This is a genomic window from Actinomycetota bacterium, assembly GCA_016700055.1.
Classification (GTDB): domain Bacteria; phylum Actinomycetota; class Acidimicrobiia; order Acidimicrobiales; family Ilumatobacteraceae; genus Kalu-18.
The window spans coordinates 499171-519334 of sequence record CP064997.1 but is presented as its reverse complement, the minus strand read 5'-3'; the positions used below and the strand labels follow the sequence as shown (position 1 = coordinate 519334).

Sequence of the window (20164 nt, the reverse complement as noted above, 5' to 3'; positions counted from 1 at the left end):
TTCGCGCTCAACGGACCGCCGTCGCCGAGGTGCGCCGGCGCTGCCTGGCGAGGAGGTGGTCGGTGAGGCGCGTCAGCGGCACGGTGACGGCGAGGAAGATCACCGCGGCGGCGACGTAAGGCGTGAAGTTCGCGAACTTGGCCTTCTCGATCCCCGCCTGGCGCAGGATCTCCACCGGTCCGATCAGGCTGACCAAGGCGACGTCCTTCTGCAGGCTGACGAGGTCGTTCATGAGCGGTGGCACCACGCGCCGCACGGCCTGGGGCATGACCACGTGGCGCATCGTCTGGCTGCTCGACAGCCCGAGCGAGCGGGCGCCCGCGCGCTGGCTCTCGTGGACGCCTTCGATCCCGGAGCGGAACACCTCGGCGACGTACGCGGAGTAGGCGAGGATCAGCGCCACCGAACCCCAGAGCAGCGGGCTGTTCCAGGGCCTCGGCATGCCGAGGCCGGGCACGCCGAAGCCGACGAGGTACATGGTGAGGATCACCGGCACTCCCCGGAACACGTCGGTGTAGACCGCCGCGAAGGCCCGTAACGGAAACAGCGCCGGGCTGCGCACGTTGCGCGCGATCGCGACGAGCATGCCGAACACGAGGATCGCCGGGGCGGTCCAGGCGAAGATCTTGAGATCGAGCACGAACGCGTCGAGCAGGCGGGGGAACGAGTCGCGGAACTGCGCGCCGTCGAAGAAGCTTGCCTTCACCCTGTCCCAGCGCGGCGCGAGCGGGACCAGCAGTACGACCGCGGCGACGACGACCGCGGTGGAGACGGCCGCGATGCCAGCCGAGCGCCGGCGCTGCCGACGCTCGTACTGCTGGCGGCGGGTCAGCACCGGTGGGCTCGGTCGGCGTCTCGGTGGAGGGCGCTCAGTCGACGGGGATCACCGGCGGGCTGTCGGGCTGTTCGGCGAGCCACGTCTGCTCGATCACCGCGAGCTCGCCCGAGTCGCGCAGCGCGGCGAGCGCCGCGTTGACGCACTCGACGAGGTCGTTGTCCTTCTCGAACACCATCCCGAACTCGTCGGCGATGCCGCCGGCGCCGAAGGGGAACTGGGCGATGACCGCCGAGCCCTCGATCTCCACCGCGGAGATGTACAGCGCGGTCGGCAGGTCGGCGACGATCGCGTCGATCTGGTCGGCCTCCAGCGCGGCCTTCGCGCCGACGTTGTCGTCGTACACGAGAGGCGCCGAACTGGGCTCGATGATGTCGACGATGAAGTCGAGGCTCGTCGTGCCGACCTGGGCCCCGAAGCGCAGATCCTTCAGGTCGGCGAGCGTCTCCGCGCCGGCCGCAGCGGACTCGGGGAAGCCCACGATCGCTTGGTTCGTCGCGTAGTAGGGGTCGCTGAAGGTGATGTTCGCGGCCCGCTCTTCGGTGATCGAGTACTGCTGCAGGTTGAAGTCGAAGTTCTTCGCCCCGGGCTGGATCGCCTCGTCGAACGTGGTGCGCACCCAGGTGACGGCCTCACCCTCGAACCCGAGCTGGCCGGCCACGGCGAGCCCCACCGCGGCCTCGAAGCCCTCGCCGCTCTCCGGGGCGTCGTTCAGCACCCACGGTGAGAAGGCGGGGCTTCCCGTGCCGATCGTGAGCGCGCCCTCCTCGAGCGTCTTGCCTTCTGCGCACGCGGCCGGATCCTCGACGTCGCCGCCGGAGCCCCCGGTGTCGGCGGTGTCACCGTTGTCGTCGCCGCCGCAGGCCGCGAGCACGAATGCGGCTGTGGCGAGCAGGGCCAGGGGGCGTCGAGCGGTCATTCGTGTTCCTCCGGTCGTCCGGGTTCTCTCGCGGCGGCGAACGGTCGCCGGCTCGCCGCCGACGCTAGCCCGCAGCTCACGTCCGTCGGGGGAGGTAGGCACCCTTGACGTTGAGACAATGGGTGTCTTAGTGTCTCAAGGATGTCGGCTGCCGAGACCCCCGCGCGCCGCGTGCTCGACGCGGCGAAGCGCTGCATGGAGCGCTGGGGTGTCGACAAGGTGACCGTCGACGACATCGCGACCGAGGCGGGAGTCTCCCGGGCGACGCTCTACCGGATGTTCCCCGGTGGCAAGGACGTGCTGTTCGAGTCGCTGCGCGTCCAAGAGCTCGAGGAGTTCTTCACCCGGTTGAGCGATCACCTGCGCGGCGCCGACAGCTTCGAAGAGATCGCCGTGCGCGCCGTCGTGCACTCCACCCGTGAGCTTCGCGCCGACGAACACCTCGCCCTGATGATGGCCTCCGAACCGGGCACGACCATCTCGTCGCTCACCGTCGACGGGCTGCCGCGCATCATCCGGGTGGCGACGCTGTTCCTCGCCCCGCTCGTCGACCCGTACCTCGACCGCCGCGAGGCCGCTCGCTTCGTCGACCTCGTCGCGCGTCTCGTCATCTCGTACTTCCTCGCCCCCTCCGGCCAGATCGATCTCGGCGACACCGAGTCCGCCCGTGAGTTCTTGCACCAGGTCGTGCTGCCGTCCTTCGCGGCCGCCGTTCCCGCTGCCCACGCCTCCTGACAGCCATCTGACAGCCACTGCCAGCCAAGCAAACCCATCCGTCCCTCCCCTGGAAGGTCACCACCTTGAGCACCACCGAACAGAACCCGACCACCGCTCCCGATGCGGGCGCACGCGACGACTCGGCGATCCTCGACCGCGCGTCGCTGAACGACATCGAGGCCATCCTCTCCGTGACGAACACGTCGGTCGACGAGATCGAACATGTCGTGAAGGACAACGCCGACGCCATCTTCACCTGGGACTACAGCCTCTCCCGGCCGGCACTGCGCAAGCTCTACGAGAAGGCGAAGACCGGCCAGTGGAACGCGACGACGGACCTTCCCTGGGACACCCAGGTCGACCTCGAGCAGGTCGTGTCGGCAGACCAGGTGGCGATCATGGCCGGGCTCGACCCGAACCGCTACGACGGCACGGTGATCGAGCACTGGACCGACAAGGAGTGGCTCGCGTTCGGGATCGAGCAGCGCAAGTGGACGCTGTCGCAGTTCCTGCACGGCGAGCAGGGTGCACTGATCTGCACCGCGAAGATCACCGAGACGGTGCCGTGGTACGACGCCAAGTTGTACGCGTCGACCCAGGTGGTCGACGAGGCCCGCCACGTCGAGGTGTTCGCCCGCTACCTCGACGAGAAGCTCGGCGGCGGATACCAGATCAACGCCCATCTGCGGATGCTGCTCGACGACATCGTCAACGACAGCCGCTGGGACATGACGTACCTCGGGATGCAGGTGATGGTCGAAGGCCTCGCGCTCGCGGCGTTCGGGTTCATGCACCAGATGACCGAAGAGGTGCTGCTGAAGCAGTTGCTGCGCTACGTGATGAGCGACGAGGCCCGCCACGTGGCCTTCGGCGTGCTGTCGCTGAAAGAGGTGTACGAGGGCATGAGCGATGCCGAGATCAAGGATCGCCAGGAGTTCGCCTACGAGGCCGCGGTGCGCATGCGTGACCGGTTCTTGTCACAAGAGGTCTGGGAGCGCATGGGGGTCAACCCGCGCGACATCGTGCCGATCGTGCTGCTCGACCCGACCCGCGACCTCTTCCAGCAGATGCTGTTCTCGAAGATCGTCCCGAACTGCAAGAAGCTCGGCCTGCTCGACCGCAACGAGGCCTGGCTGCGCCGGCGGTTCGAGGAGATGGGCGTCATCCAGTTCGAGGACTGGGAGAACACCGGCGACGAGTACCTGAAGTTCGAGCTCGGGGCCGAGGCACCGAACCCGGTCGCCACCGTCTGAGGCGTGCGCTTCGCAGCGGGTGAGGCCGCCGCGGCGATCGGGGCCGAGCTCGTCGGGCCCGACACGGTCGTCGACGGCGCCACCTTCGACTCGCGCGAGGTGCACCCCGGCCAGCTCTTCGTGCCGCTCGTCGCCGCGCGCGACGGCCACGAGTTCGTCGCCGCGGCACTCGCCCGGGGAGCGGCCGCATACCTCACCGAGCGTGAACCTCAGGGCGCCACCGCCATCCGCGTGCCCGACACGGCGGCGGCGCTGCTCGCGCTCGCCTCGTGGGGCCGCGGCCGCCTGCCCGACAGCGTCGTCGCCGTCACCGGTTCGGTGGGCAAGACGAGCACGAAGGACTTCGTCGCCGCCGTCGCCCGGGCGCGCTTGCGCACCGCCGCCGCCGAACGCAGCTTCAACAACGAGCAGGGTCTGCCGGTCACCATCCTGAACGCCCCCGACGACGTCGAGGTCGTCGTGCTCGAGATGGGGATGCGCGGCCCGGGCGAGATCGCGCGGCTCTGCCGCGTCGGGCGGCCGACGATCGGGGTGGTCACCGGGGTGGGGGAGGCCCACACCGAGCGCCTCGGTGGGCTCGCCGGGGTCGCGCGGGCGAAGGGGGAGCTCGTCGAGGCACTCCCCGCGGCGGGCACGGCGGTGTTGAACGCAGACGATCCGTGGGTGCTGCCGATGGCGGAGCGCAGCGAGGCGCCGGTGCTCACGTACGGGAGCGGAGTTGCTGCCGACGTACGCATCGAGAACCTGCACCTCGACGCGCTCGCTCGTTCGAGCTTTCGCTGTCGCACGCCGTGGGGTGTCGCCGAGGTGCACCTGCGCGTGCCCGGCGCGCACATGGCGGCCAACGCGGCCGCGGCGTTGGCCGCAGCAGGGGTGCTCGGGGTGCCGATCGACGTAGCCGCCGACGCGCTCGCGTCGGCCGCGATCAGTGGGATGCGGATGGAGATGCGCGCCACGTCGTCCGGGGCGACGGTCGTCGACGACTCGTACAACGCGAACCCCACCTCGGTGCTGGCCGCGCTCGACACGCTGGCGGCGATGCATGCCAACCGGCGCGTCGCCGTCCTCGGCCTGATGGCCGAGCTCGACCAGCCGGCCGAGCAGCACCGCGCCGTCGCCGCCCGCGCCGCGGAGCTCGGCGTGCAAGTGGTCGCCGTGGGGACCGACCTCTACGGCATCACCGGCATCGACGCCGACGGAGTGCCCGGCGCCCTCGGCTCACTCGGGAGAGGTGACGCCGTCCTCGTGAAGGGCAGCCGCGTCGCCGGGTTGGAGCGTGTGGTACGGCTCCTCGTCGAGGAAGGCGCTGCGGGGCATCCGTCGTAGGTCGCACCACCACGCGAGGAAGGCGGCGAACGCCGCACCGAAGAGCATCACCGGGCGGGCGCCGATGCGGTCGAAGATCGGCCCGAACGCCAGCCCGCCGAGTGTGACCGACCCGCCGAAGGCCATGAACCACAACGGCATCACCGCCGCGCGCTCGGTGTCGCGCATGTTCTGCTGGAAGACCGTGATCATCGAGGTCGCGGTCAGGAAGTAGAAGAACCCGAGCACCACCCCCACCGGGTAGGCCGGTGCCGGGCTGCGCAGCAGCGCGAACACGGCGAGGCTGACGGCGAAGCCGGCGAAGCCCCGCGCGATCAGCCGGCGCCGATCCATGTTGACGAGCACCGTGCCGACGGCGAGCGCGCCGAGCATCGCCCCGAGCCCCCATACCGCGTAGAGCCACTTGAACGTCGGGCCCTTCGGGTTGACGCCGAGGTTGAGCCGCACCATCGAGGCGAACAGGGCCACGTATACGAGGCTGAAGAACGAAAAGCCGAACATCGCGAGCAGCAGCCGGCCGAGAACGGGGCGCTCCCGCGCGATGCGCACCCCGGTCAACGCCCGCCGCCAGCCGGCCTCGGCGTGATGCGCGACGGGAGACGGGATCGCCACCCGGAGGAGGGCGAGGATCAAGAACACGTAGGTGGCCGCGTTCACGAGGAAGAGCTGGGCGGTGGTCACGCCCCACGCGGCGAGGACGGCGGCGATGGCCGGGCCGATGACGCGGCTGCCGTTCAGCATCACCGAGTTCAGGCTGATCGCGCCCGGCAGGTCGCGCCGGTCGACGAGCATCGGGATCGAAGCCTGGAACGCAGGAGCATTCAGCGCGTTCGCGACCCCGATCGCGAGCTGCGCGAGGAACAAGCCCCAGAGCGGTCCGTCGACGGACACGATCGCGGCGAGCACGACCGAGAAGACGAGCTGAGCCGACTGCATGCTGATCAGCCACGGGCGCCGGGGGACCTTGTCGGCGATGATCCCCCCGGGGATCGACAACACGAGCAGCGGGCCGAGTTGGGCGAAGAGCAGGATCCCGACCATGGCAGCTGACTCGGTGCGGGCGTCGACGTACGCGGGCAGCGCCAGGTTCTGCATCCACGTCCCGACGTTCGACAAGAACAACCCGATCCAGATCAGGCGGAAGTCGGGGTAGGCGAGCGCGGCGCGGGCGGTGCCCGGCTTGGGAGGGGTGCGTGCGCGCCTGGAGGGTTCGCCGAGTTCGGTCATCGGGGGTGGTGGCGGGCCACTTGACCCGTGGGTCAATCGTAGCGACCTGCTTGCGGGCAGCTCCCCGGTTCGGGCGTCAGTGGCCGGGGGTGAACGTGACCGCCAGCCGCTGCGGCCCGAAGATGCCGACGGTGGCCGGCTTCCAGGTGACCGGCCCGTCGAGGCGCAGCCCGGGCAACCGAGTCGCCAGCAACGGCAGCGCCTCTTGCAGCTCGGCCCTCGCCAACGCGGCGCCGAGGCAGTAGTGGATGCCCGAGCCGAACGTGAGCTGGGGTTGGCCGGAGGGCTCGCGGGTGATGTCGAACGTGTCCGGCGCCGGGGATCCGAAGACGGCCTCGTCGCGGTTCGCCATCGCGAGCGACGGCATCACGAGCGTGCCGGCGGGGAACGTGATGTCGCGGTACTCGATCTCTTCGCTCGCGAAGCGACCTGTGCCGCGGACCGCGCCGAAGTAGCGCATCGACTCCTCCACCGCCCGCGCCGCCAGTGCTGGATCGGCGGCGAGGAGCTGCCACTGCTCGGGGTGCTCGGCGAAGACGGCCAATGCACACCCGAGCTGGTTGCGCGTGGTGTCGGTGCCGGCGACGATCACCGCCTCGACCATCATCACCAGCTCGTCGGTGGACAGCCGGTCGCCGGCTTCCTCGGCCGCGATCAGAGCGGTGATGAGGTCGTCGGCAGGACGCTGGCGCCGCTCGGCGATGAGCTCGCGCGTGTACTCGTCGAGCTCGTCCTGCGCGGCGACGATCAGGGGGATCTCCTCGGCCAGGTTCGAGTTGAAGATGCGCAGCACGTCGGTGGCCCAGCGGCTGAACAGCTGCCAGTCCCGCTTCGGCGCGCCGAGCAGCTCGCAGATGATCGGGATCGGATACGGCTCGCAGATGTCGGCGACGACCTCTGCCCGCCCGGAGGCGGCGACCGCGTCGACGAGCCCGTTGACCACTTCCCGCATGAACGGGCGCAGCTTGTCGGCCGCCCGCGGGGTGAACGCGGGAGCCACCAGGCGGCGCAGGCGCGTGTGCTCGTCACCCTCGGTCGACAAGATGCTCTGGCGGCGCCGCGACATGAACTCTGCGTCGTCGATGCCGAGCATCTCGGGGATGCGGGCCGATGCGCTGTGCCAGCGCTTGTCGCGCAGGACGGCGACCACGTCTTCGTAGCGCAGCAGCGTGAAGCCGAACGGGTTGCGCGCGATCCAGTGCTTCCCGGCCACCTCGTGCAGCGCTGCCGCCTGAACGGCGACGTCCTCCTCCAGATCGATGGTGAGCTCCGGGAGGTCGAGCTCGTACACGGTGGTCCCCATGGGCCAAACGTACCCCCGACGCAGGCTCATCTCGGCGGCGGGGACCTTGGTCCCGCCGGGCGGGGGCAGGCGAGGGTTGCCCCGACCCTCCCCGGCGGGGGACGATCGACAACATGGCCGCACCTACGGCGACTACCGCGGCGACGGGGCGCGCCGTGCTCGACGGCAACGAAGCCGTCGCGCGCGTCGCCCACCGGCTTTCCGAGGTGATCGCGATCTACCCGATCACCCCTGCCTCACCGATGGGTGAGTTCGCCGACGACTGGAGCGCGAAGGGCCGGGCGAACCTGTGGGGCGTGGTGCCCGAGGTGGTCGAGATGCAGAGCGAGGCCGGCGCTGCCGGCGCTCTGCACGGCGCCGTCACCCGCGGCGCGCTCGCGACGACGTTCACCGCCTCGCAGGGCCTGCTGCTGATGCTGCCGAACATGTTCAAGATCGCCGGTGAGCTGACCCCGGCGGTGATCCACGTCGCCGCGCGCACGGTCGCCACGCATGCGCTGAGCATCTTCGGTGACCACAGCGACGTGATGGCCGCCCGCTCGACGGGCTTCGCGATGTTGTGCGCGTCGACGGTGCAGGAGGCCCACGACTTCGCGGCCGTCTCGCACTCGGCCACGCTCACCAGCCGGGTGCCGTTCCTGCACTTCTTCGACGGCTTCCGCACGAGTCACGAGATCTCGACGATCAGCGTGCTGAACGACGCGGACCTGAGCGCGCTGATCGACGACGACGCATTGTCCGCCCACCGCCTGCGCGGCCTCGACCCGGAGCGACCCGTGCTGCGGGGGAGTGCGCAGAACCCGGACGTCTTCTTCCAGGCGCGGGAGGCGAGCTCGCCGTTCCACGCCGCCGTGCCGGCCACCGTGCAGGACGCCTTCGACCGCCTCGCTCGGCGCTGCGGGCGCCAGTACCACCTGGTCGACTACTACGGCGCGGCCGACGCGGATCGCGTGATCGTGGTGATGGGCTCCGCCTACGGCACCGTCTGCGAGACCGTCGACGCGCTGAACGCGGCGGGTCAGCGCGTCGGCGTGGCCGTGGTGAGGCTCTACCGCCCCTTCCCGACCGAGGCGCTGCTGCACGCGTTGCCGCCGAGCGTGCGTACCGTCGTCGTGCTCGACCGCACGAAGGAACCGGGGGCGCCGTTCGAGCCGCTGCACCTCGACGTGATGGCCGCGCTGTGGCACAGCGCGCCGCAGCGGTGGGACGAGGGTGGCCCGCCACGCTTGGTCGGCGGGCGCTACGGCCTGTCGAGCAAGGAGCTGACCCCGGCGATGGTCAAGGCCGTGTTCGACGAGGCCGCGACGGCGTCACCGCGCAACGGGTTCACGGTGGGCATCTTCGACGACGTCTCGAACACGAGCATCGAGTGGGATCCCACCTGGCGTACCGACCGGGCGCGGGTGCGGGCCGTCTTCTACGGCCTCGGCAGCGACGGCACGGTGGGGGCGAACAAGAACACGGCGAAGATCGTCGGCGACGACACCTACTTAGAGGTGCAGGCGTACTTCGTGTACGACTCGAAGAAGTCCGGGTCGATGACCGTCAGCCACCTGCGCTTCGATCCCGAACCGATCCGGGGGACCTACCTCGTCGACCAGGCCACGTTCGTCGGGGTGCACCAGTGGATGTTCCTCGACCGGATGCCGGTGCTCGGCACCGCTGCGCCCGGCGCGACGGTGCTGTTGAACAGCCCCTACCCGGCCGACGAGGTGTGGGACCGGTTGCCGGCCGAGGTGCAGGCCGAGGTGATCGGCAAGGGCCTTCAGCTCCACTGCATCGACGCGGCGGCGGTCGCGCGGAAGGCCGGCATCCCCGGGCGGATCAACACCGTCATGCAGACGTGCTTCTTCGCGCTGTCGGGGATCTTGCCGATGGACGAGGCGCTCGCCAAGCTCGCCGACGCGATCCGCTACTCGTACGGCAAGCGCGGCGAAGTCGTGGTCGAGCGCAACCTGGCCGCGATCGACACCACCCTCGAGGGCCTGCACCCTGTCCCGGTAGGAGCCACGGTCACCTCCACCCGGCAGCTCGCGCCCGTCGTGCCCGACGGTGTAGACGGCTTCGTCGCCCGCGTCACCGCCCGCATGATCGCCGGGGAGGGCGACCTGTTGCCGGTCAGCGCGTTCCCGCCCGACGGCACGTTCCCGACGGCGACCTCGAAGATCGAAAAGCGCACCATCGCCGCCGAGATCCCGATCTGGGAGCCGGACCTCTGCATCGACTGCGGCAAGTGCGCGATCGTCTGCCCCCACGCGTCGATCCGGATGAAGGCGTACGACCCCGCGCAGCTCGAACGCGGCGAGGTGTCCGCCGGGTCGCTGAAGAGCAAGGGCTTCCGCAGCCGTGAGGTGCCGGGGCTGCTGCTCACCGTGCAGGTCGCCCCCGACGACTGCACCGGATGCGGCGTGTGCGTCGTCCAGTGCCCCGCCCACGACAAGAGCCAGGTCAAGCGGCGGGCGATCAACATGGCGCCGATCGGCGACCACCTGGATGTCGAACGGCTCGCCTGGGACGCGTTCTTGGCCGTCGACGAGGCCGACACCGCGCAGTGGGAGCCGGACACGGTGAAGACGAGCCAGCTGCGCACGCCGCTGTTCGAGTTCTCCGGAGCCTGCGCGGGTTGCGGCGAGACGCCCTACCTGAAGCTGCTCAGCCAGCTCTTCGGCGACCGGATGATCGTCGCCAACGCCACGGGCTGCAGCAGCATCTACGGGGGCAATCTGCCGACCACGCCGTGGGCGGTCGACGAGCACGGCCGCGGCCCGGCGTGGAGCAACAGCCTGTTCGAGGACAACGCCGAGTTCGGCCTCGGGATCCGCCTCGCGTGGGAGGGCCAGCGCCGGTACGCACTCGAACTGCTCGACCGGCTCGCGCCCGACGTCGGCGGCGACCTCGCCGATCTCGTCCAGGGCGGACTCGACGCGGGTGACGACGTGGGGATCCGCGCCCAGCGTGAGCTCGTCGCCGAGTTGCGCCGGCGCCTCGCCCGCCTAGACACGCCCGACGCCCGTCGTCTGGGCGACCTGTGCGGCACCCTCGTGCGCAGCAGCTTGTGGATCATCGGGGGCGACGGCTGGGCCTACGACATCGGCGCCGGTGGCCTCGACCACGTCCTCGGCAGCGGCCGCAACGTCAACATCCTCGTGCTCGACACCGAGGTGTACTCCAACACCGGTGGCCAGGCGTCGAAGGCGACACCGCGTGGTGCCGTCGCCAAGTTCGCCGCCGGTGGCAAGTCGATCGCGAAGAAGGACCTCGGGCTGGAGGCGATGTCGTTCGGCAACGTCTACGTCGCCCACATCGCGCTCGGCGCGAGCGAGCAGCAGACGGTGCGGGCGCTGCTCGAAGCAGAGGCTCACCCGGGAGTGTCCCTCGTGATCGCTTACAGCACCTGCATCGCGCACGGGTTCGAGATGAGCCGTTCGATGGAGCAGCAGAAGCTGGCCGTGCGCAGTGGCCACTGGCCGCTGTACCGCTACCGCCCCGGCGCCGGGGAGCTGACCCACCCGTTCGAGCTCGACACCCAGGCGCCGAGCGTTCCGTACGGCGACTTCTTGCGCAGCGAGGGCCGTTTCGCCGTCCTCGCGCGCAGCGATCCGAAGCGCGCCGCCGAGCTGTTCCGGCTGGCCGAGGAGGACGCTCGCGATCGTTGGGCGTACTACGAGCAGATGGCCGGAATGGAGCGATCGGCGCCCGGTCAGGCCACCGACGGCCTCGGCAGCAGCGGCGAAGAAGAGGGGGATGTGCAATGAGCGTCGACCTTCGAGCCCGTTACCTCGGCATGGAGCTGTGCAGCCCGGTCGTCGCCTCTGCGGGCCCGGTCACCGGCAACCCGGCCCACTGGGAGGCACTCGTCGAAGCGGGGGTCGGCGCCGTCGTGCTGCCGTCGTTGTTCGAGGAGCAGATCGAGCGTGAGGCGTTCGCCGTCGACGACCTGTTCGGGGCCGGATCGGAGTCGTACGGCGAAGCGCTGTCGTACCTGCCGGACCTCGACCTCGGCGACACCGGCCCTGCCCACCACCTGAGCCTGGTCGAGCAGGCCGTCGAGCGGTTGTCGGTGCCGGTGATCGCGAGCGTCAACGGCACGAGCACCGGCGGGTGGGTGCGGTACGCCCGCCACCTGGCCGACGCGGGTGCGGCGGCGATCGAGCTGAACGTGTACGACGTCATCACCGATCCGGAGGAGTCCGCGCTCGACGTCGAACGCCGCCTGATCGAGCTCGTCGAATCGGTGCGGGCCGAGATCGGGGTGCCCTTGGCGGTGAAGCTGTCGCCGTGGTTCACCGCGCTCGCCCACCTCGCCCGCGCCCTCGAAGGTGCCGGAGCGGACGGCCTGGTGCTGTTCAACCGCTTCTACCAGCCTGACATCGACTTGGAGACGCTGTCGGTGACGCCGCATCTGCAGCTGTCGGCCTCCACCGAGAGCCGCCTGCCGATGCACTGGATGGGCATCCTCGACGGGGTGGTCGAATGCTCACTCGCGGCGAGCGGCGGCGTCGACACCGCCGACGACGCGGTGAAGCTGCTGCTCGCCGGCGCCGACGTGGTGATGACCACGAGCGCCTTGCTGCGCCACGGGCCGGCCCACGTGCAGACGCTCCTCTCCGGGCTGCGCGGGTGGATGGTGGAGCGTGAGTACTCGAGCGTGGTGCAGCTCGTCGGCAGCGTCAGCCAGCGCAACATCGCCGACCCCGAGCTGTACGAGCGCGCGAACTACTACCAGGTGCTCCACAGCTGGTGACGCTCTCGGTGCAAAGGTCAGCAGCAGTCGTGTCCTAGGTCCCCTGATCGTGCTCGGCTTCTCTGACATGATTGACATGACATCGAACCGGCCCACGATGGGTGAGGCCGCAGCCCGTCATGGGAGGAAAGTCATGAAGCGCCGTACCTTGGACCTGCTCTTCAGCGCCGGGGGTGTGCTCTTCGCCGTGCTGTTCTTGATCCTCGGCCTCGTGCTGCAGAATCAGGCGAACTTCGCCGACGACTACGTGCACGACCAGCTCAGCGCCCAGCGCATCTCGTTCCCGGAGGAGTACGCGAGCGGTGAGACCGAGGTCGAGGGCAGTGGCTGCCTCACCGACTTCGCCGGCAAGGACCTGACCACCGGCAAGATGGCCGAGTGCTACGCGAACTTCTACATCGCGACGCACATGGCGCACAGCGCCGAGGAGGCCGGGTTGGCCGGTGAGACCTATGCCACGGTCGGCGGGGTGCTGCGGACCGCGCAGGCCGATCTCGCCGCCGCGGAAGAGGCCGGCGAGGACACCACCGAGCTCGAGGCCCGCGTGGCCGAGGTGTCGGGACTGCGCGAGAGCATGTTCAAGGGCGAGACGCTGCGTGGTCTGCTCCTGACGACGTTCGGGTTCAGCATCTTCGGTGAGCGCGCGGCAACAGCCGCCATCGTCTGCTTCCTCGCCGCGGCGCTGCTGTTCCTGCTCTCGATCGCCGGGTTCATCCACGCCCTGCGCACCCCGGAGAGCGAGCGGGTGTTCGTCGAGACCACCTGAGCGGTTCGGTGCGAGCCGTCAGCCGCCGAGCGCGGTGAGCGGGTCGACGTAGGGCACCGTGAGGAACTCGGCCACCGGTGCGTTCGTGACGTGGCCGGCGACGACGTTGACGCCGTGGGCGAGCGAGGCATCGCGCCTCGCCGCCCCGGCAACGCCGTGTACGGCCACCTCGAGCTGGTAGGGCAGCGTCGCGTTCGTCAGTGCATACGTGCTGGTGTGCGGCACCGCTCCGGGCATGTTGCCGACCGCGTAGTGGAGCACGCCGTGCACCTCGTACACCGGGTCGGTGTGGCTCGTCTCGTGGATGGTCTCGATGCAACCGCCCTGGTCCACCGCGACGTCGACGATCACTGAGCCCGGTCGCATCCCGGCCACCATGTCCTCGGTGACGACGACCGGGGCGCGCCCCCCGGCGACGAGCACCGCGCCGATGACGAGGTCGGCGTCGGCGAGGTTCCGCTCGATCGCCCCGCGGTTGGACGCGAGCGTCATGATCCTGCCCTTGTTGATCTGGTCCACCCAGCGCAGGCGGTCGAGGTTCTTGTCGAACAGCACCACCTCGGCCTCCATGCCGGCCGAGATCCAGGCCGCGTTCCAGCCGACGTTGCCCGCTCCGAGCACGACCACCTTGGCCGGCTGCACCCCGGGTGCGCCGCCGAGCAGCACACCGCGCCCGCCGTTGTGGCGCTCCAGGTAGTGGGCGCCCATCTGCGGGGCGAGTCGCCCGGCGACCTCGCTCATCGGGGCGAGCAGGGGTAGGCCCCCGTCGGCGACCTGGACGGTCTCGTAGGCGACCGCGACGGTGCCCGAGCTGATGAGCCTCTTCGCCACGTCCGGATACGCGGCGAGGTGCAGATACGTGAAGAGGGTCAGCCCCGGGCGGAGGAAGTCGTACTCCTCGGGGCGGGGCTCTTTCACCTTCACCACCATCTGCTGCGACCAGGCATCGGCCGCAGTGGGCACGATCGTGGCCCCCACGGCGACGTAGTCGGCGTCGGTGATGCTCGCCCCCACCCCTGCACCGGTTTCGACGAACACGTCGACCCCGGCCCGCTCGAGCTCACGGACGCCGTCGGGGGTCATCGCCACCCGGTGCTCGGCCGTCTTGATCTCCCTCGGTACGCCCACCGTCGTGATCTGCGCGGTCATCCGCCCATCATTGCCGCTCTCCTGTGCTACGAACAGCGGCCATGAGGTCATTCCACAACTTCGTCGACGGGCACCACACCGACGCGGCCGACGGCCGCACGACGACCGTCGTCAACCCGGCCACCGGTGAGGCCTACGCCACGGCTCCGCTGTCGGCGGCCGCCGACGTAGACGCGGCCATGGCGGCGGCCGCCAAGGCGTTCGAATCGTGGGGGCAGACGACGCCTTCGGAGCGGTCGCTCGCCCTGATCCGGATCGCCGACGCGGTCGAGGCGCGCGCCGACGAGCTGGTCGCGCTCGAGGTGGAGAACTGCGGCAAGCCGCGCGCCCTGACCGTCAGCGAGGAGATCCCGCCGATGGTCGACCAGATCCGCTTCTTCGCCGGGGCCGCTCGCCACCTGGAGGGCAGGAGTGCGGGCGAGTACATGGCGAACATGACGTCGATCATCCGGCGTGAGCCGGTCGGCGTCTGCGCCCAGGTCGCTCCCTGGAACTACCCGATGCTGATGGCGGTGTGGAAGTTCGCCCCGGCGCTCGCCGCCGGCAACACCGTGGTGTTGAAGCCGAGCGACACCACGCCGGCGACGACGACCCTGCTCGCCGAGATCGCGGCCGAGTTCCTGCCCGCCGGCGTGTTCAACGTCGTCTGTGGCGACAGGGACACTGGCCGCCAGATGGTGGAGCACGACACGCCGGCGATGGTCTCCATCACCGGTTCGGTGCGCGCGGGGATGGAGGTCGCCGGGTCGGCGGCGAAGAGCCTGAAGCGCGTCCACCTCGAGCTCGGTGGCAAGGCTCCCGTGGTCGTGTTCGACGACGCCGACATCGAAGCCGCGGTCGAGGGGATCTCCGTCGCCGGGTTGTTCAACGCCGGCCAGGACTGCACCGCGGCCACCCGCGTGCTCGCCGCAGGTGCGGTCTACGACGACTTCGTCGCTGCGCTCGGCGAGGCGGTGGCGGCTTCGAAGACCGGCATGCCCGACGACGAGGACGTGCTCTTCGGCCCGGTCAACAACGCGAACCAGCTCGCCAGGGTGGCCGGCTTCGTCGAGCGCACTCCCGCCCATGCGCGCGTCGTCACCGGCGGGCAGCAGGTGGGCGACAGCGGGTACTTCTACGCCCCCACCTTGGTCGCCGACCTGGTCCAGGCCGACGAGATGATCCAGAACGAGGTGTTCGGGCCGGTGATCACCGTGCAGCGCTTCGGTGACGAGGCGGAGGCGCTGCGGTGGGCCAACGGCGTCGAGTACGGCCTCGCGTCGAGCGTGTGGACCAAGGACTTCGGGCGCGCGATGCGCATGGCCAAGCATCTCGACTTCGGATGCGTGTGGATCAACACGCACATCCCGCTCGTCGCCGAGATGCCCCACGGCGGCTACAAGAAGTCGGGCTACGGCAAGGATCTCTCCGCGTACGCACTCGACGACTACACCCGCATCAAGCACGTGATGGCCAACCTCGACAGCTGACCGACGTCAGCGCCGGTGGAACTCCTCCCAGGTGGAGGACAGCACCTCGCGGAGCGTGTCGCCGATGAACGTCAACTCCTCCTCGCCGCACACGAGCGGCGGAGACAGCACCACGACCGGGTCGGCGCGGTCGTCGGCACGGCAGATCAGGCCGGCTTCGAAGAGCTTGGGGGAGAGGGTGCCGCGCAGCAGCCAGTCGCACTCCTCGGGGGAGAACGTCTCCTTGGTGTCGCGGTGCTTCACCAGCTCGGCCACCCGGAAGTAGCCGCAGCCGCGCACGTCGCCGACGATCGGCAGCTCGGCCAGCGACGCCATCACGTCGTCGAACAGGGCGGCGTGGCGCCTCACGTTGCCGCACAGGTCTTCGTCCTCGATGATGTCGAGGTTGGCGTTCGCCACCGCGCAGCTCACCGGGTGGCCGCCGAACGTGAGCCCGTGCAGGAACGTGCGCGCCGGGTCCTCGACGAAGGGCGCCGCGATCCGCGCCGAGACGATCACCCCGCCGAGGGGCGCGTACCCACTCGTCACGCCCTTCGCGAACGTGATCATGTCGGGCTGGTAGCCGAAGCGCTCCGCCCCGAACCAGTGGCCGAGCCGGCCGAACGCGCAGATCACCTCGTCGCTGACGAGCAGCACTCCGTGGCGGTCGCAGATCTCGCGGATCCGTTGCCAGTAGCCCTCCGGCGGGGTCAGCGCGCCGCCGGTGTTCTGCACCGGTTCGGCGATCACGCACGCGACCGTGTCGGGGCCTTCCATCTCGATCCGCCGCTCCAGGTCGTCCGCGCAGGCGAGGGTGCAGGCGGGCGCGGCGGCGCACAGCTTGCATCGGTAGCGGTTGGTGTTCGCGATCTTCACCGTTCCGGGGAGGAGTGGCTCCCAAGGGTTCTTGATGCCGGGGATGCCGGTGATGCTGAGGGCGCCGAGGGTGGTGCCGTGGTAGGCGTAGTGGCGGCTCACGATCTTGCGCCGCAGAGGTTGGCCGATCGCCTGGAAGTACTGCACGGCGAGCTTCCATGCGCTCTCCACCGCCTCGCCCCCGCCGGTGGTGAAGAACACCCTGTCGAGGTCGCCCGGGGCCAGCTCGGCCAGCCGGCGCGCGAGCTCGATGCCCGGCTCGTGCCCGAACGACCACAGCGGGAAGTACGCGAGCTTGGACGACTGGCGGGCGGCGGCCTCGGCCAACGCCTGGCGGCCGTGGCCGACCTGCACGGTGAACAGCCCCGACAGCCCGTCGAGGTAACGCCGGCCGTGCTGGTCGAAGATGTACGCGCCCTCGCCGCGGGTGATCACCGGCATCTCCGCCCGCTGCCAGGTGGCGAGTTGGGTGAAGTGACCCCACAGGTGACGGCGGGCGTCGTCGGTCTGTGACCGCAGTCTCGACTCGTCGTCTGCTCCCACGCTAGTGAGCACCCCATTCGTAGGTCTGCTTGACGAGGTCGAGGTAGATGAAGCACTCCGTGCTGACCACCCCCGGCACCTCGCGGATGCGGTTGGTCAGGTCGAGCAGTTGGGCGTCGTCGTCGACGACGACCTCGGCGAGCAGGTCGAGCGAGCCGGCGGTGACGACGAGGTAGTCGATCTCCGGCATCGGTTCGAGCTGCTCGGCGACGACGTCGGTGCGTCCGCTGGTGCGCACGCCGACGAGCGCCATCCGCCGTTTGCCCAGCTTCAGCGGGTTCGTGACGGCGGTGATCTGGATGACGTCGAGGTCGACCAGGCGCTGCACGCGCTGACGGGTGGCGGCCTCGGACAGCCCGACCGCTCCGCCGAGGCGGGTGTAGGGGATGCGGCCGTCGTGTTGCAGGGCTTCGATGATCGCCCGGTCGACGTCGTCGATCGGCGTGGCGGACCGCTTCACGGGGCGACCTCCTGTCGTCGGGCGGGCGCGGTTCTGGTGGCCATCCGCCCGGTCGACAAAAGGTATCCGTTGCGTCAGGCGGTCGATTGCATGCGATCCGTCCCGGGAGTGGCAATATGGCGGCGCCGGCGGGGTGCCTGGGGTCGCCGGGGGTCCTCGAGGCCCGACGCGGAGGAGGGGTCGCAGTGAACGACGAGGCCGTGCCCGCCGCCGAGCGCGATGTGATCGTGCTCGAGGCGGTGCGCAAGGAGTTCGGCATGTTCGTCGCCGTCGAGCGTGCGGACTTCGCCATCAAGCGCGGCGAGTTCTTCTCGCTCCTCGGACCGTCGGGCTGCGGCAAGACGACGCTGCTCAAGATGATCGCCGGATTCGAGCAGCCGACGAGTGGCCGGGTGCTGCTAGAGGGCGTCGACGTGTCGAACGTGGCGCCCCACGAGCGCAACGTCAACACCGTGTTCCAGCAGTACGCGCTGTTCCCGCACATGTCGGTGTACGACAACGTCGCGTTCGGGTTGCGGGCGAAGAAGGTCCCCGCTGCCGACGTGCGCCGGCGATCGATCGAGATGCTCGACATCGTGCGCCTCGGCGAGTTCGCGCGACGCCGCCCCGCGCAGCTCTCCGGCGGTCAGCAGCAGCGCGTCGCGCTCGCGAGGGCGCTCGTCAACATGCCGAGCGCGTTGCTGCTCGACGAGCCGCTCGCCGCGCTCGACCTGAAGCTGCGTGAGGCGATGCAGCTGGAGTTGAAGCGCATCCAGCGCGAGGTGGGCATCACGTTCATCTTCGTCACCCACGACCAGCACGAAGCACTGACGATGAGCGACCGCATCGCGGTGATGAGCCGCGGCCGGGTGGAGCAGATCGGCACCCCGGAGGACATCTACGGCCGGCCCTCGAGCGTGTTCGTGGCGGGCTTCATCGGTTCGGCCAACCTGCTGCCCGGCACGGTCGCCGGCGCCGCGTCGGCCACCCCGGTCGTCGCTCTCGACTGCGGACCGCGGATCGCGGTGCCGAGCGTCGACGACCGAACCGATGGCACGCCGGTGACGGTGATGCTGCGCCCGGAACGGTTCTCGGTCAGTGGCACCGAGGAAGCCGACGACCGGAGCCTGGCGGGCATCGTGCAAGACGTCATCTTCCAGGGATCGGCGGTGCGGCTCCTCGTGCACCTCGACGACGGCACCGAGGTGGTCGCGTCGGTCGAGGCCGACGACGACCTGCCCGAGCTCGCCCACGGTTCCGGGGTGTGGCTGCGCTGGTCACCCGACGCGCCGTTCGTGCTGAGCGGTCGCTCCGACATCGTCGGCGCGACCACCACCGACGTCGACGAGGTTCAGGCCACCCTCGACGGCCGCCCGGTGGGCGACACCCTCACCTCGGCGGCGGAGGCGGCTGCGCCCCCCGAACGCCGGCTCGGGCGCCGGGCCTTGCTCATCGGCGGAGGCGCCGCCGGCGCGGCCGCGGTCGTGGCCGGGGTGCTGGCCGTGACCGGTGACGGTGGTGGCGGAGGCGGTGAAGGTGACGGAGGCGGCGACGGCACGGCGGGTGGCAGCAGCACGCTCGGAACCGGCGAGACCGAGTTGCGGGTGCTCAACTGGCAGGCCTACATCGACCCGAGCGAGGACGGCGCGGTGGGCACCGTCGACCGCTTCAGCGAGGCGACCGGGGTCGACATCACCTACAGCGAGGACTTCAACGACAACAACGAGGTCTTCGCGCGCGAGCTGGAACCGATGCTCGGCACGGGGCAGCCGGCCGCCTACGACATCGTCTGCCCGACGAACTGGATGGCGGCGCGGTTGAAGCGTCTCGGATGGTTGGAGCCGTTGCCCCTCGACCGCATCCCGAACCGGGCCAACCTCGAGGACCGCTTCTTGAACCAGAAGTGGGACTTCGGCGCCGTGAACAGCCTGCCTTGGCAGGCCGGCACCACCGGCATCGCCTACAACCCCGAGCTCACCGGGCGTGAGCTCGGCAGCATCATGGACCTGTTCGACCCGGAGTTCAAAGGCCGGGTGGCGATGCTCACCGAGATGCGCGACAGCGTCGGCCTGGTGATGCTCGGACTCGGCCACGACCCTCGTGTGGTCGACGAGGACGGGGCGATGGAGGCGATCGAGCGGATCGCCCAGGCCACGGCCGACGGCCAGTTCCGGGCGTTCACCGGCAACGAGTACCTGCGCAGCCTGGAGAGCGGCGACTTCGTCGCGTGCGTCGCCTGGTCGGGCGACATCGTGCAGCTCCAGTACGACCGTCCCGACATCCAGTACCGGATCCCGGAAGAGGGCGGGATGAGCTGGTACGACGCGATGGTCATCCCGAAGGGTGCGCCGAACGGTTTCGCCGCCGCCAAGTGGATGGACTTCGTCTACGACCCGGCCCAGGCCGCTCAGATCACGGCCTGGGTGCAGTACGTCACCCCTGTGAAGGGTGTCCGCGACGAGCTCGTGAAGATGGGCGGAGACGCGGCGCTGCTCGCGGACAGCCCGATCCTGTTCCCGACCGAGGAGGAATCGGCGCGGTTGGCGGTGTTCGCCGACCTTCCCGACGAGGTCGACCAGGCGCTGTCGGACGCCTTCCTGCAGATCATCGGGGGCTGAG

At 69.9% G+C, this 20164-nt stretch carries 15 protein-coding genes; 8 read left to right on the top strand and 7 right to left on the bottom strand.

The annotated features are described in order from the left end of the window. Nucleotides 1-7 precede the first annotated feature (7 nt). On the bottom strand, nucleotides 8-832 hold the full coding sequence (locus tag IPM43_02540) for an amino acid ABC transporter permease (GenBank protein ID QQS26303.1): 825 nt from the start codon (nucleotides 830-832) through the stop codon (nucleotides 8-10). A gap of 37 nt (nucleotides 833-869) precedes the next feature. Next, on the bottom strand, nucleotides 870-1754 hold the full coding sequence (locus IPM43_02535; protein QQS25283.1) for an amino acid ABC transporter substrate-binding protein: 885 nt from the start codon (nucleotides 1752-1754) through the stop codon (nucleotides 870-872). 141 nt (nucleotides 1755-1895) lie between these two features. Here IPM43_02535 and IPM43_02530 point away from each other — a divergent pair, with 141 nt between their 5' ends. The 3 genes from IPM43_02530 (at nucleotide 1896) to IPM43_02520 (ending at nucleotide 5050) form a co-directional block, all read left to right on the top strand. Continuing rightward, nucleotides 1896-2489 carry a TetR/AcrR family transcriptional regulator gene (locus tag IPM43_02530; protein QQS25282.1) on the top strand — a complete coding sequence of 198 codons (594 nt, stop codon included), beginning with the start codon at nucleotides 1896-1898 and terminating at the stop codon, nucleotides 2487-2489. 65 nt (nucleotides 2490-2554) lie between these two features. Then, nucleotides 2555-3724 carry a ferritin-like domain-containing protein gene (locus tag IPM43_02525; protein ID QQS25281.1) on the top strand — a complete coding sequence of 390 codons (1170 nt, stop codon included), beginning with the start codon at nucleotides 2555-2557 and terminating at the stop codon, nucleotides 3722-3724. A 3-nt stretch (nucleotides 3725-3727) separates the two neighbouring features. Next, nucleotides 3728-5050 carry a UDP-N-acetylmuramoyl-tripeptide--D-alanyl-D-alanine ligase gene (locus tag IPM43_02520; GenBank protein QQS25280.1) on the top strand — a complete coding sequence of 441 codons (1323 nt, stop codon included), beginning with the start codon at nucleotides 3728-3730 and terminating at the stop codon, nucleotides 5048-5050. Here IPM43_02520 and IPM43_02515 read toward each other — a convergent pair. Together IPM43_02515 and IPM43_02510 are read right to left on the bottom strand one after the other, a co-directional pair. After that, nucleotides 4943-6277 carry an MFS transporter gene (locus IPM43_02515; protein ID QQS25279.1) on the bottom strand — a complete coding sequence of 445 codons (1335 nt, stop codon included), beginning with the start codon at nucleotides 6275-6277 and terminating at the stop codon, nucleotides 4943-4945. The genes IPM43_02520 and IPM43_02515 overlap by 108 nt on opposite strands. Nucleotides 6278-6353: 76 nt before the next feature. Then, the gene (locus IPM43_02510) at nucleotides 6354-7580 is read right to left on the bottom strand and encodes a cytochrome P450 (protein QQS25278.1); all 1227 of its coding nucleotides are present in this window, start codon (nucleotides 7578-7580) and stop codon (nucleotides 6354-6356) included. Between the two features lie 113 nt (nucleotides 7581-7693). On the opposite strand from IPM43_02510, the gene nifJ reads away from it, so the two are divergent. The 3 genes from nifJ (at nucleotide 7694) to IPM43_02495 (ending at nucleotide 13090) form a co-directional block, all read left to right on the top strand. After that, nucleotides 7694-11335: a pyruvate:ferredoxin (flavodoxin) oxidoreductase gene (gene nifJ / locus IPM43_02505; protein ID QQS25277.1), complete on the top strand. Its 3642-nt coding sequence runs from the start codon at nucleotides 7694-7696 to the stop codon at nucleotides 11333-11335. Next, nucleotides 11332-12324, top strand: a complete 993-nt coding sequence (locus IPM43_02500; GenBank protein ID QQS25276.1) for a dihydroorotate dehydrogenase-like protein — start codon at nucleotides 11332-11334, stop codon at nucleotides 12322-12324. Before nifJ ends, IPM43_02500 begins: the two co-directional genes overlap by 4 nt. Nucleotides 12325-12457: 133 nt before the next feature. Next, entirely contained in the window at nucleotides 12458-13090 is a 633-nt protein-coding gene (locus IPM43_02495; GenBank protein QQS25275.1) for a hypothetical protein, read from the top strand. Between the two features lie 18 nt (nucleotides 13091-13108). Here the strand turns inward: IPM43_02495 and ald are convergent, their stop codons facing one another. Next, complete coding sequence (gene ald, locus IPM43_02490) at nucleotides 13109-14239, bottom strand: alanine dehydrogenase (GenBank protein ID QQS25274.1); 1131 nt, start codon at nucleotides 14237-14239, stop codon at nucleotides 13109-13111. A gap of 41 nt (nucleotides 14240-14280) precedes the next feature. On the opposite strand from ald, the gene IPM43_02485 reads away from it, so the two are divergent. Further along, the gene (locus tag IPM43_02485; GenBank protein ID QQS25273.1) at nucleotides 14281-15708 is read left to right on the top strand and encodes a gamma-aminobutyraldehyde dehydrogenase; all 1428 of its coding nucleotides are present in this window, start codon (nucleotides 14281-14283) and stop codon (nucleotides 15706-15708) included. Between the two features lie 6 nt (nucleotides 15709-15714). On the opposite strand, the gene IPM43_02480 is transcribed toward IPM43_02485, so the two are convergent. Both IPM43_02480 and IPM43_02475 read right to left on the bottom strand, forming a co-directional pair. Further along, nucleotides 15715-17106, bottom strand: coding sequence for an aspartate aminotransferase family protein (locus tag IPM43_02480; GenBank protein QQS25272.1), 1392 nt, complete (start codon nucleotides 17104-17106; stop codon nucleotides 15715-15717). A 1-nt stretch (nucleotide 17107) separates the two neighbouring features. Then, a complete protein-coding gene (locus IPM43_02475) occupies nucleotides 17108-17566 on the bottom strand; it encodes an Lrp/AsnC family transcriptional regulator (GenBank protein ID QQS25271.1) in 459 nt (152 codons plus the stop codon). Nucleotides 17567-17682: 116 nt separating this feature from the next. Between IPM43_02475 and potA the strand changes: the two genes are divergently transcribed. Then, nucleotides 17683-20163, top strand: a complete 2481-nt coding sequence (gene potA, locus IPM43_02470; protein QQS25270.1) for a polyamine ABC transporter ATP-binding protein — start codon at nucleotides 17683-17685, stop codon at nucleotides 20161-20163. The last annotated feature ends 1 nt before the right edge of the window (nucleotide 20164 follow it).

What these genes read in the sequence shown, in the direction of transcription:
- IPM43_02535 (QQS25283.1), bottom strand. Translation starts at nt 1,754, where the DNA reads ATGACCGCTCGACGCCCCCTGGCCCTGCTCGCCACAGCCGCATTCGTG.
- IPM43_02530 (QQS25282.1), top strand. Translation starts at nt 1,896, where the DNA reads ATGTCGGCTGCCGAGACCCCCGCGCGCCGCGTGCTCGACGCGGCGAAG.
- IPM43_02515 (QQS25279.1), bottom strand. Translation starts at nt 6,277, where the DNA reads ATGACCGAACTCGGCGAACCCTCCAGGCGCGCACGCACCCCTCCCAAG.
- IPM43_02510 (QQS25278.1), bottom strand. Translation starts at nt 7,580, where the DNA reads ATGGGGACCACCGTGTACGAGCTCGACCTCCCGGAGCTCACCATCGAT.
- nifJ (QQS25277.1), top strand. Translation starts at nt 7,694, where the DNA reads ATGGCCGCACCTACGGCGACTACCGCGGCGACGGGGCGCGCCGTGCTC.
- IPM43_02500 (QQS25276.1), top strand. Translation starts at nt 11,332, where the DNA reads ATGAGCGTCGACCTTCGAGCCCGTTACCTCGGCATGGAGCTGTGCAGC.
- IPM43_02495 (QQS25275.1), top strand. Translation starts at nt 12,458, where the DNA reads ATGAAGCGCCGTACCTTGGACCTGCTCTTCAGCGCCGGGGGTGTGCTC.
- ald (QQS25274.1), bottom strand. Translation starts at nt 14,239, where the DNA reads ATGACCGCGCAGATCACGACGGTGGGCGTACCGAGGGAGATCAAGACG.
- IPM43_02485 (QQS25273.1), top strand. Translation starts at nt 14,281, where the DNA reads ATGAGGTCATTCCACAACTTCGTCGACGGGCACCACACCGACGCGGCC.
- potA (QQS25270.1), top strand. Translation starts at nt 17,683, where the DNA reads ATGGCGGCGCCGGCGGGGTGCCTGGGGTCGCCGGGGGTCCTCGAGGCC.